This is a genomic window from Paralcaligenes ginsengisoli, from assembly GCF_054781135.1.
This window is the reverse complement of sequence record NZ_BAAGUZ010000008.1, coordinates 1-11,698: the sequence shown is the minus strand read 5'-3', so window position 1 is coordinate 11,698 and position 11,698 is coordinate 1. Positions and strand designations below refer to the sequence as shown.

Sequence of the window (11,698 nt, the reverse complement as noted above, 5' to 3'; positions counted from 1 at the left end):
CCGTTCGGAAGAGCAGCCATCAGGGCGGATAACACAAAGGCCTTAATCGAAGGCTCCCCGGCCGATGACATGCCTTCCCAGGCATGGCCTTATATCGACGAGGGATGCCTGCAAAGCGCCGTGACTTCCATTTCCATATAGGGAAACAAGGGCAGGCCGCTCAGGATCTGGTGCAGTTCGTCGTTGTCTTGTACATCGAAGATGCTGACGTTTTCATATTTGCCGACGACGCGCCAGATGTGCAGCCATTTGCCTGATTTTTGCAGGGCCTGTGAGTACTGCTTTTCTTCGAGCTTGATGGCATTGGCCGTATCGGCCGGCATGTCGAAGGGTATGTTCACCGTCATTTGAACTTTGAACAGCATGGCGCTTCTCCTGGGTGCGGTTAGTTGGCCTGGATGCCGGCTTCCTTGATGATTCGGCTCCATTTGCTTTCTTCGGAAGCCAGGTACGTCTTCAATTCGGCCGGCGAGCTCCCTACCGCCTCGGCGCCTATGGTACTGAATGTAGCCTGGACCTTGGGCGTTTTCATGGCATCGAGCATGGACTTGTTCAGCCTGGCAACGATGTCGGGCGGCGTGCCGGCCGGCACGAATGTAGCGAACCAGGGTGTTAGATCGTAGCCCGGCAGGCCGCTTTCCGCAACGGTGGGAACATCCGGCAAGGTGGCCGACCGTTTGCTGGTGGTGACCGCTATGGCTTTGAGTTTGCCCGACTGGATGTGCGGCTTGGCCGAGGTGATGCTGTCGAACATGAAATCCACTTGGCCGCCCAGCAAATCGGTCATGGCGGGGCCGCTGCCTTTGTAGGGGACATGCATCATCTTGATGTGCCCCAGGCTATTGAACAATTCTCCAGCCAAATGTATAGAGGTTCCCACCCCGGCCGAGGCGAATGTGTATTTGTCCGGGTTGGCCTTGGCCAGGGCCAGTACATCGGCAACCGTGTTGACGTCTTTCCGGCTTGCCTGCGTGACCAGTATGTTGGGCACATACGCCAGCAAGGAGACGGGCTCGAAATCCTTGATGGGATCGTAGTTCAGGCTCTTGTACAGAGACGGATTTACGGCCATGCCATTGGCCGCGATCATGATGGTGTAGCCGTCGGGCTTCGAGTGGGCAACGTGCGATGCGCCAATATTGCCGCCCGCGCCAGGGCGGTTTTCGATGACAACCGCCTGGCCCAGTTCCTTGCTCATTTGCTCGCCCAGCGTGCGGGCAATCACGTCCATGGCGCCGCTGGGAGGGAACGGCACCACCCAGGTAATAGTGCGTGTCGGGTAGTCGGCGGCCTGGGCCGGCAGGCCCAGGGCCCATGGCAGTGTCGCGGCGGCGGCCAGGACCAGAAGTTTTCTTTTGGCGTTGTTGAATTTCATGCTTATCTCCAGATATCAAATACGTGTGGTGTGGTTTCAAGCTTTCTGAAAGGGCGAATCAAAAGCCGGGTCTCCTGGCTCCTAGCCTTTACGCCTGTAATGCATCAGCTTGTCTTCATCCAGTGCGATTCCCAGGCCGGGGCCAGTGGGGACCTTCAGTGAAAAATCGGCGTACTCGGGCCGCTCGACGACAATATCGTCCTTGAGCAGCAGGGGGCCGAACAGTTCGGAGCCCCAGCCCAGGCGCGGCAGGGTACTGAATACGTGGGCGGCGGCTATCGAGCCGATGCTGCCCTCGAGCATGGTGCCCGCGTACAAAGCCATGCCGGCGGCGTCGCCGACGGCGGCGGTCCTGATTGTGTTGTAGAGCCCGCCTGCCTTGGCGATTTTCAACGCCAGGACATCGGCCGCGCCCCTCTTGGCAATGGCCAGGGCGTCGGCCGGCGTGTGGATGGCCTCGTCGGCCATGATGGGTACGATAAAGCGGCTTGCAAGCCGCGCCAGGCCATCGATGTTGTCGCGGGCGATGGGCTGCTCGACCAGGTCTATGCCGGCAGCCTCCAGTTGCGAGATGGCTTTGGCGGCATCCGCTTCGCTCCAGGCCTGGTTCACGTCCACGGTTATGCGGACATCGTCGCCCAAGGCTTGTTTGATGGTGGTTACATGCGCCACGTCTTCCCGGATGCCGCGGCGTCCCACCTTCAGTTTGAAGGTATCGTGCCGGCGTGAGGCCAGCAGGCTCTGCGCTTCGGCTATGTCTGTTTGGGTATCGCCGCTGGCCAGGGTCCAGAGCACCGGCAGGCGCTCACGCACTGCACCTCCCAGCAAGGTCGATATCGGTACCCCCAGGCGCTTGCCTTGGGCATCGAGCAATGCCGTTTCAATCGCGCATTTGGCGAAGCGATTTTCTTGAGCGATCGTTTCCAGGCCTTGCATGGCGGCATGGATATTTTGCGCATCCTTGCCGATCAGGGCCGGCGCCAGGTATTGGTCGATGCACAGCTTGATGCCCTCGGGGCTTTCCGCTCCGTAGCTCAGGCCGCCTATCGTGGTGGCTTCCCCCAGGCCTTCAATATCGTCCGAAGCCTTGATCCTGACGATGACCAGCGTCTGGCGGTTCATGACGGCCATGGCCAGTTTGTGGGCCCGGATGGTCGGCAGATCGACAATGATCGCTTCGATGGAAAGCAGGGTGGTGCTTGGTTTCATACTTTTAAAGTAGTGGAAAATGGACGATGGAATTTAAAGAAGCATTGAGCTATCTTCCGGAGCTTAGTATTCTTAAGGCTTTGGTGGGTTTTGTCCAAGATCAAATAAGTTGCTATGAATACTTTATAGGTATGGGTTATGGAACTCAGACAAATACGCTACTTCCAGTGCGTAGCCGAGGAGCTCAGCTTTACCAAGGCGGCGGCGCGCCTGCATATGGCCCAGCCACCGCTCAGCCGCCAGATCCGTCAACTGGAACAGGAACTGGGCGCGGAACTGTTCGAGCGCCTGGGGCGATCGATACGGCTGACGGACGCCGGCAGGTTTTTCCTGGATCAGGTAAGCCAGGTGTCCCGGCGGCTGGAAGATATTGCGGTGGCAACCCGGCGGATTGCCGAAAAGCGCAAGAAGTGGTTCGGCATAGGTTTTGTGCCCTCGACCTTGTACGGCTTTGTCCCCGCCTTCGTTCGGCAGGTGATTGCGCTGGACGATCAGTTTGAAATCGGCCTGGCGGAGATGACGACCGTACAGCAGTTCGACGCCTTGAAGACCGGGCACATCGACGTAGGCGTAGGGCGCATATTGCTGGAGGATCCGGAAATCGAGCGCCTGGTTCTCGTGGACGAGCCCTTGATGGTTGTTGTGCCCCGGAATCATAGGTTGTCGCGGCATGCCCGGGTGCGGCTGGAGGACATCTTGTCCGAACCCCTTATCCTGTATCCCGCCAAGCCCAGGCCCAGTTATGCCGACCATGTTGTCGGCCTGTTGGAGAAACATGGCCATGTGCTTAAAATCGCCATTGAAACCAATGAAATGCAAACGGCGGTGGGCCTGGTGGCGACCGGATTGGGCATTACCCTGGTGCCCGGCTCGGTGCACCGCCTGCACCGGGACGATATCGATTACCTGGCACTGGATGCGCCCGATTTCACCTCACCCATCATGATGAGCTGGTTGAAGAAAAACGATTCGCCGTTCCTGAAGGAAGTCATAGGCCTGGCCAAGAAAAGCGCCATCGATTATTACGGACAGGGGCGGGCTTAGGGCCTTTTCCTGGCGGGCGACAGGGCTATGCGGGCCTGATGGCAAGGTGGAAGCGGCTTCTGTGGCCTTGGCTGGATGAAAGTATCTTCGTGCGAATACCCGTTCGCTACACGTTTGACTGCAAATCGTCGATAATAGGCTTTATGTGAAATTTTTACGGTAGATATCGCCATGGCATCGGTCAATAAAGTCATACTCGTAGGCAATCTGGGACGCGATCCCGAAGTCCGCTACAGCCCCGACGGCGCGGCAATCTGCAATGTATCCATTGCGACCACATCCCAGTGGAAAGACAAGGCCACCGGGGAAAAGCGCGAAGAAACCGAGTGGCATCGGGTCGTGTTTTACAACCGCCTGGCTGAAATCGCCGGCGAATACCTCAAGAAGGGCCGCTCGGTCTATGTTGAAGGCCGCCTTAAAACCCGCAAGTGGCAAGACAAGGACACCGGCGCCGACCGCTTCAGCACCGACATCGTCGCCGACCAGATGCAAATGCTGGGTGGCCGCGAAGGCGAAGGCATGGGGGCGGGCGGTGGTGGCGGTGGCTTCAGCAGCTCGGCTCCGCAACAACAACAGCAGCAACAGCGCGCTCCGCGTCCCGCCCAGGGCGCACGCCCCGCCGCGCCGCAGGCCGCTCCGGCCAATCTGGCTGATATGGACGATGATATTCCGTTCTAGTTCGCCCGGAAAATTATCGATTCCAGCTTGTGATGAAAACCTCTGCCAGATAATCGTTCTGGCAGAGCTTTTTGGTACTGGCGCTGCAGATTTATGTATTGAGCGGGATTAGGCGGGGTGAAGCGCAGCGTGTCTTTGACGCGAGCTGGCCGTCGCTTCGGGGATGTTGGCAGAGGGCGGGTGGTTCTCCGCCTCACCACCCATACGCCTCAACGAACCAGCTCATCCAATATCCCGATTTGCTCGCCAAGAGGCAGGTTCGCATCAATGATGGGGATACTGCCATTTTGAACCGAGGCAGGTCGTTTCAGCGCGTCGACATAAGCCTCCCAATGATCAAGTTTCCATTGGTCGCGCGGGTCGGCCCGGGCAATAAGGCGTTCTTTGCGCACAGCCAAGGATAGTTCCAGCCAGACATGGCGAAGGCGCGTCTGGGCAGGAAACCCCAGCTCCTGCGTTGAAAACAACGCCAATGAAGCCAACTCCCGGCTCCATGGTCCGGGGAAAACCACATCCAGTCCCAGCACAAGCTGGTCCCTGGCAATACGCAGCGTGCTCAGGTATTCCAGGTCGCGTACTTTTTCCTTGAACAGCGGGCTATCCCGGTCGTTGGGGGCTTGCCCGAGCGCTTCCAGCAAACGGCCCGACCAGCTTTCGCTGACTACGTCTTTGTCCAGGATGCCCCAGGCACGGCCTTTTTCCCGTTGCTGCGCAACGAAATATTGGGTCAGGAACGATTTGCCGGTTCCGGCGTGGCCCAGGATGAAAAGAGCGGTTGGCTGGTGCATGGGCTATTTGGCGATCAGGGGATTTCGGTATGTTCCTTCAGCGGCGTGTCGTCCCGTACCGGCACGGTCTGGCGCTCGATCATGCGGCGCACGCGCGGCGGCTCCGTGCCGCGGTGGAGCGCCAGGAGCCTGTCGAAAACCTCGGCATCCGCCTGTGTGCGCCGCTGATGGTGGCGCACATATTCCACCCAGGTGGGCACATGATAGCTTTCCGTCCAGATGCGGGGGTTTTCAAGGTCGCGCAGAAGCGCCCAATGGCGTGCTCCGTCCCGGATGCGAATGCGGCGGCGAAGAGCCATTGCGATGAGGAAGGCGGGAACATCGCCCTGCGCGATCTCGTACTCCAGCATGATAAGAATGGGGCCGCTGCGCGGCTTCAAGTCCAATTGCAATTCCGGTTCATTGAAGCGATTCAGGGGGTCGAGATTCAGCGTGCCGAACTCCGGCAAGGCAAAGCGCAGCCCCATCATGGCTCCCAGGACCAGCGCGACGCCGGAGGCAATAAGTGCCGTGGCCACTCCCTGGGCATCGGCCGTCATGCCCCAGAGCCAGCTGCCTGCCGCCATGCCGCCAAAGGTAGCGGTCTGATAGAGTGCGAGCGCGCGCCCGACGACCCAGCGTGGCGTGGAGAGCTGTACCGTTACGTTAAAGAGCGACAAGGCCAGTACCCAGCACGCTCCGGCAGGCAATAGCGCGATACAGCTCAGCCACATTTTGTCGCTGAATGCGAGCAGTGCGGCGCTCAGTGCAAAGCCCAGGAAGCTTGCGCGCACGATCGTCTCATTGTTCCAGCGTTCACGCACCCACGCGTTGAGCAATGCTCCGCCGATGGCGCCGGCACCGAAACAACCCAGCAAGATACCATAGGTCAGGGCGCCGCCCTTTACCAGGTCGCGTGCGACCAGCGGCAACAGCGCGAGGATCGAGACCGCGGCAAGCCCGAAGACAAACCCGCGGAACATCACCTTCACCAGGTTGGGCGACATGGCGATGTAACGCAGGCCTGCTGCGATGGCGCTTCCGAACGCCTCGCGCGGCAGGCTGCGCGGCGAGTGTTGTGGCTTCCAGCGCGCAAGCGCCACGATAAGGGCAATGTAGCTGACCGCATTCAAGGCAAATGCAAACGCCGCGCCGGCGACCGCGACGATAAGGCCCCCGACGGCGGGGCCCACGCTGCGCATGAGGTTGTAGCTCATGCTGTTTAGCGTTACCGCCCCAGGAAGATCTTCTCGCGGAACAAGATCGCCCATCGAGGCCTGCCACGATGGATTATGCAGCGCCGTGCCGCAGCCGATAAAGAAAGTGAAGGTCAGCAGCAACCACGGCGTAAGCAGCCCGGCTATGGCAAAGACCGCAAGCACGGCTGAAACCAGCATCATCGCGGTTTGCGCCGTCAGCATGATATTGCGGCGGTCGAAATTGTCGGCAAGCGCTCCGGCGGCGAGCGAGAAAATCATGATCGGCAAGGTGGTGGCCGCCTGCACCAGGGCCACCATATCGTCCGAATCCGAGATCGTTGTCATTAGCCATCCGGCCCCGACCGCCTGGACCAGGCCGCCAAGGTTGGACGCCAGCGTTGCGGTCCATAGCGCGCGAAAGCTGGCGTGTCGAAACGGGGCCAAGGGTGATGTTGTTTGGGGAATCTTGAAGTCTCCTGTATGCATGCCCGAGATTCGTATGCCAGCCCAAAAACAGACTCTTGTGTCGGCGCAGACCGCCAGGCTCACTTGGTTTGGAAACGGCTACGCCGGATGCTCATGGGCCTATTTTTCACATTGAATTTATTGTAACAGTGGAACTGCGCTCACCACTCGACTTTATCGATACTTATAAAATATCGAATAATTTAATTGTTTGACCAATAATTGTATTAGACCTATACTCCGCGGCAAAGCTCAAGCCGAGTTCGTTTTTGCCGGGCTTGTTTTTCAATGGCTGAGGTACGGGCGGGTATTGAAGCAATGCAAAGCCGCCGGAATTATGGGGAGTAGGCAAATGACGCAGAAGAGCGGAGCAATTGTCGGCGGCGCGGAAGAATTTGTGGAATACCTGCGGGAAGGTCCGCTTGCTGTGGTGCGGCTGAACAGGCCCGATCGGCTCAACGCCCTGTCCGAGCCCATGAAGGACAGGCTTGGCGAATTGTTTGAACAGCTTGGGCGCGACGATTCAGTGCGAGCCGTCCTGCTTTGTGCGGCGGGGCCCGCTTTTTGCGCCAGCGGCGACATTACGACGATGGGCAACTTTACCGTCGCGTCGGCGCGTGATCGAATCAAGCGGGCCCATCGCATGATATTGGGGTTGGCGAACATGGAAAAGCCCGTCGTGGTCGCTGTTCGCGGCGCGGTGGCCGGAATTGGCTGGAGCCTGGCCATGGCCTGCGATGTGATCTACGCATCGGATACCGCCTATTTCTCGCAAGTCTTCAAGAATGTGGGCCTGGCGCCCGATGGCGGCGGGGTTTACTTCCTGGCGCAGAACCTGGGTGTGTTGAAAGCCAAAGAGCTGGTGCTTTCGGGCCGGAAGTTGTCGGCAAGCGGGGCTCTCGGCCTTGGTTTGGTGGCTCGAGTCTCGCCCGATGCGGTGCTGGAACAGGAAGCCAAGGCACTGGCTGAAAAGTTGGCCGCGGGCCCGACCTATGCATATGGCGTAGGCAAGAAAATGTTCAAGCAAATATCCACCCCGTCGCTGGAAAGTTTTCTGGACGCCGAAGCCTGGGCTCAGTCCACCGCGCTGATGAGCCACGACCATGTGGAAGGGGTGCGAGCATTTTTGGAGAAACGAAAGCCGCAATTCAAGGGCTGTTGAATCACCCTTGAATTGCATAGGTTGGGAATCGTCGTACAAGCGCGTTGGTCGGGCGGTCATTTGAATCAGGAGAACACAATGAAGCGAGGTTTCTGGTGTGCTGTGATTTTCACAGGAATTGCAACGCTGGGCCCAGTCCGGTTCAGCCAGGCGCAAGAGTATCCCACTCATCCTATCCGACTGATTGTCGGCTATGGCGCCGGGGGCGGAACGGACATGATCGCCCGCCTTGCCGGAGCCTATATGGCGAAGGAACTGGGCCAGCCCATTGTGGTGGAGAACAAGCCGGGTGCGGGCGGGAACATCGCCACCGAAGCGGTGGCCCGCGCACCCGCCGATGGCTATACCTTATTGCTGGCCGTCAACAACGTGACCATCAATCCGTATATCTACAAGCATATGGCTGTCGACATCGAGAACGATCTGCGCGGCGTGAGCATCATTGCAAACTCTCCGATCGTGCTGGTTACCAATTCATTGGCTCCATTTAAGAACTTGGCCGGAATGATCGATTACGCGCGAGCTCATCCGGGCAAAATCAGTTATGGCACGCCGGGCATAGGAACGCCGCAGCACCTGGCGGTGGAACTGCTTATGCATATGACGGGAATCAAAATGACCCACATCCCTTACAAGGGTTCCGCCCAGTCGCTGTCGGACTTGCTGGCCGGGCACATCCCATTGGTATCGGCTGCGATCAACTCCGCGGAACCCTTTATTGCTGCCGGGAAGTTGCAGGGCCTTGCCGTGGCCGACCCCAAACGCGTGGAAGCCCTGAAGAATGTGCCTTCGATCAGCGAGGCAGTACCGGGATACGATGTTCAGATCTGGTACGGGCTGATGGCGCCGAAAAAAACACCGGACGCTATCGTGCGCAAGCTGAATGAGGCCCTGGCGCGTGCCGTGACCTTGCCGGGGATGGCGGAAAAAATGCGGGATCAGGGGTATGCCATTGCATTGACCTCGCCGCATCAGATGGATGAGGAAATCAAGAAAGACCTGAAGAAATGGGGAACGGTCATTCGTGCGGCGGGAATACAGCCGCAATGAGTTGATCAGGCCCGCGGTGCGGCGGGAACCAGGCCATAGCGCGTCATGACTGCCATGAGCTGCGCACGGTCTGGGGCACCGCCGGCGCCGATGACATTGGCGACGTCGCGGAAATACTGGGGGCCGATGTCGGGGGTCTGCACGATCAAGGCTCGGGCGCAGTCGCGGTGAGGATTGCTGAATCCATGCACCGACCCCCTGGGTGAATACATGCAGTCGCCTGGCTGCAGATCGCGCGTAACGTCATCGACCGAATAACGCAAGGTCCCTTCCAGAACGTAAACGCATTCATCGTTGTTCATATGGCTGTGCGGCGGCGGGACGTTCGATCCCGCCGGGACCGTCAACTCGAATACGCCCATGCCCGCCTGGGCGGCCCCATCGACCAGATACTTGATTTCAAGCTGGCCAAGTTTGATTGCCTCGAATGGCTGTGTCATGGTTGCCTCATCGAATGATCGTGTAAAAGAGCGCCGCCGCTACAGCGGCAAGGCGGCAATTGTCTGCGCGACAGCCGCCGTAAGTTTTTTACCGTAGGGCACGTGCAGGAATTCATTGGGGCCATGCGCATTGGATTGCGGCCCCAGTACCCCGCACACCATGAACTGCGATTTCGGAAAACCCGCCTGCAGCATGCTCATCAATGGGATGGTGCCGCCCTGGCCGATGTAGCCGCAAGGCGCGCCGTAATACTGCTGCGAGGCGGCGTCAAGCGCTGCGCTCAGCCAGGCGGCCGACTCCGGCGCATTCCAGCCTGTGGCGGCTCCCTGGTCGGGTTTGAACAGCACCCTGGCGTTGTAGGGCGCGTCGGCTTCCAGCAGTGATTTCAGTTCCTGTACGGCGGCGACCGCATCGATCAGCGGCGGCAGGCGCAAGGAGAGTTTGAAGGCGCTGCGGGGGCGCAGCACATTGCCCGCGCTGGTCAGGGGCGGCAGGCCTTCGGCACCTGTCACGGAGAGCGTTGGCCGCCAAGTGCGGTTCAACAAGGCCTGCTGGGGCTCGGTGGTCATGGGCAGCACGAATCCGCCGTCCGCACCGCAGCTCCAGGGGAAGCGGCGCCAAACCTCATCGCCCAGGATGCGTGCCGTGGCCTGCACCTGTTCGAGGCGGTCGGCGGGGATTTCGCAATGAAAGCTCTGCGGCAGCAAGCGTCCCGTGGCGCTGTCTTCCAGGCGGTCCAGCAAGTGCCGCAAAATGCGAAAGCTCGACGGCACGACGCCGCTCGAGTCGCCGGAGTGCACACCTTCGTCGAGCACCTGTACTTCCAGGGTTCCGGCGACCAGACCGCGCAATGAGGTCGTCATCCAGAGCTGATCGTAATTGCCCGCGCCGGAGTCCAGGCACACCACCAGCGCCACGTTGCCCAGCCGATCACGCAAGGCATTGACGTAAGGCAGCAAATCGTAGCTGCCGGATTCTTCGCAGGTTTCGATCAGGCCCACGCAGCGCGGCCGCGGTATGCCTTGCTTGTCCAGAGCCAGGATGGCCGTCAGCGATGCGTAGGTTGCATAGCCGTCGTCGGCGCCGCCGCGGCCGTAGAGCTTGCCGTTTTCATACTTGGGGGTCCACGGACCCAGCCCGGAGCGCCAACCCGTGAATTCGGGTTGTTTGTCGAGGTGGCCGTACAACAGCACCGTATCGCCGTTATCGCGGCGTGTGGCCGGCACATCGAAATAGATGATGGGAGTGCGGCCCGGCAAACGCACGACCTCCAGCGTCAGGCCGCGAACCTTTTGCGCCTCGATCCATTGCGCCGCGTCGCGCACCACCCGTTCGATGTAGGCGTTCTCGGCCCAGTTGGCATCGAAAGCGGGGCTTTTTGCCGGGATGGCAATGTAATCGGTCAGGGCCGGGATAATCTCCTGGTCCCATTTTTCGTCGACAAAGCCCTGCAATGAGTCTGGATTCAGTGAGTGAGGCAAAGCGCTGCCGGGGACACGGGCATTCATGGGAGAGACCTTGAAAGGAGCGTAATGAAAAATATTCTACGCCCATTGAGCGGGTTTTTTCTTTACGGCTGGTTGTTTTCCCGTGGACAGACTCCTACTATAAATAAGGTGGGAAGCCGGCTTGGCGCCCTGCGCCGCATAAGGGCGCTGGAAAAAGGACAGGCCTGAAGGCATTTGGGCTCCCGGTAACTTCCGGGATTTGTATTTAAAACCACGTAACACCCATCGCCTGACGAACGCGATGGGATATCAAGGAGTCTCAATATGAAATCATCTCGACGCACTTTTTTAATCTCCGGCATAGGCCTCGCCTCGTCGCTGGCATTGACGGGCCAAGCGTTTGCGGATGCGGCAAAGGTCGATGAAAACGACCCCACCGCGCAGGCGCTTGGCTACAAGCACGATGCAAGTTTGGTCGACAAGGCCAAGCAGACCAAGTACGCTGCCGGCGAGGATTGCGGCAATTGCCAGCTTTTCCAGGGCAAGGCCGGTGATGAATGGGGCCCCTGTCCGATCTTTGGCGGCAAGCAGGTCTCTGTAAAGGGCTGGTGCAGCGCCTACACCAAGAAAGCCTGACGGCAATACCCGTAAGGGTGGTCCTTGTGGCCACCCGCGGTTGACACATCGCCCCTACACGGACCCACGAGCGGCCCACACAATCCCCTCATAGTCGCTGTAGTCATTCGCTTTGGTCATGATCGCCCAAAGAACTTAATGCAAGCGGGGGTGGCGGCCCAGGCGGGGTGAGCGAGCTTGAGTCCGCCGCGGCCGGCGCCTGGATCGGGAGGCAAGGGAGCGGC

12 protein-coding genes are annotated in these 11,698 nt (G+C 59.4%); 5 read left to right on the top strand and 7 right to left on the bottom strand.

The window, feature by feature from the left end; translation table 11 throughout:
* Positions 1-89 precede the first annotated feature (89 nt).
* From catC to ACYVIS_RS05405, 3 genes are all read right to left on the bottom strand, one after another.
* Entirely contained in the window at positions 90-365 is a 276-nt protein-coding gene (gene catC / locus ACYVIS_RS05415) for a muconolactone Delta-isomerase (protein WP_232742030.1), read from the bottom strand.
* Between the two features lie 20 nt (positions 366-385).
* A complete protein-coding gene (locus ACYVIS_RS05410; RefSeq protein WP_232742031.1) occupies positions 386-1,375 on the bottom strand; it encodes a Bug family tripartite tricarboxylate transporter substrate binding protein in 990 nt (329 codons plus the stop codon).
* Between the two features lie 81 nt (positions 1,376-1,456).
* Positions 1,457-2,584 (bottom strand): muconate/chloromuconate family cycloisomerase, encoded by a 1,128-nt coding sequence (locus ACYVIS_RS05405; RefSeq protein WP_460873441.1) that lies wholly within the window; start codon positions 2,582-2,584, stop codon positions 1,457-1,459.
* 138 nt (positions 2,585-2,722) lie between these two features.
* On the opposite strand from ACYVIS_RS05405, the gene ACYVIS_RS05400 reads away from it, so the two are divergent.
* Together ACYVIS_RS05400 and ssb are read left to right on the top strand one after the other, a co-directional pair.
* Entirely contained in the window at positions 2,723-3,628 is a 906-nt protein-coding gene (locus ACYVIS_RS05400) for a LysR family transcriptional regulator (protein WP_232742033.1), read from the top strand.
* A 171-nt stretch (positions 3,629-3,799) separates the two neighbouring features.
* The gene (ssb, locus tag ACYVIS_RS05395; protein WP_460873440.1) at positions 3,800-4,306 is read left to right on the top strand and encodes a single-stranded DNA-binding protein; all 507 of its coding nucleotides are present in this window, start codon (positions 3,800-3,802) and stop codon (positions 4,304-4,306) included.
* A 209-nt stretch (positions 4,307-4,515) separates the two neighbouring features.
* Here ssb and ACYVIS_RS05390 read toward each other — a convergent pair whose 3' ends face one another.
* Positions 4,516-5,094 (bottom strand): AAA family ATPase, encoded by a 579-nt coding sequence (locus ACYVIS_RS05390; RefSeq protein WP_460873439.1) that lies wholly within the window; start codon positions 5,092-5,094, stop codon positions 4,516-4,518.
* Positions 5,095-5,108: 14 nt separating this feature from the next.
* Positions 5,109-6,758, bottom strand: a complete 1,650-nt coding sequence (locus tag ACYVIS_RS05385) for an MFS transporter (protein ID WP_460873438.1) — start codon at positions 6,756-6,758, stop codon at positions 5,109-5,111.
* Positions 6,759-7,089: 331 nt separating this feature from the next.
* On the opposite strand from ACYVIS_RS05385, the gene ACYVIS_RS05380 reads away from it, so the two are divergent.
* Together ACYVIS_RS05380 and ACYVIS_RS05375 are read left to right on the top strand one after the other, a co-directional pair.
* Positions 7,090-7,899: an enoyl-CoA hydratase/isomerase family protein gene (locus ACYVIS_RS05380; RefSeq protein ID WP_460873437.1), complete on the top strand. Its 810-nt coding sequence runs from the start codon at positions 7,090-7,092 to the stop codon at positions 7,897-7,899.
* Positions 7,900-7,977: 78 nt separating this feature from the next.
* Positions 7,978-8,949 carry a Bug family tripartite tricarboxylate transporter substrate binding protein gene (locus ACYVIS_RS05375; protein ID WP_460873436.1) on the top strand — a complete coding sequence of 324 codons (972 nt, stop codon included), beginning with the start codon at positions 7,978-7,980 and terminating at the stop codon, positions 8,947-8,949.
* 5 nt (positions 8,950-8,954) lie between these two features.
* Here the strand turns inward: ACYVIS_RS05375 and ACYVIS_RS05370 are convergent, their stop codons facing one another.
* Entirely contained in the window at positions 8,955-9,389 is a 435-nt protein-coding gene (locus ACYVIS_RS05370) for a cupin domain-containing protein (RefSeq protein WP_232742039.1), read from the bottom strand.
* 39 nt (positions 9,390-9,428) lie between these two features.
* Complete coding sequence (locus ACYVIS_RS05365) at positions 9,429-10,898, bottom strand: M20 family metallopeptidase (protein ID WP_232742040.1); 1,470 nt, start codon at positions 10,896-10,898, stop codon at positions 9,429-9,431.
* A 264-nt stretch (positions 10,899-11,162) separates the two neighbouring features.
* Between ACYVIS_RS05365 and ACYVIS_RS05360 the strand changes: the two genes are divergently transcribed.
* Entirely contained in the window at positions 11,163-11,474 is a 312-nt protein-coding gene (locus tag ACYVIS_RS05360; RefSeq protein WP_232742041.1) for a high-potential iron-sulfur protein, read from the top strand.
* Positions 11,475-11,698: the final 224 nt, after the last annotated feature.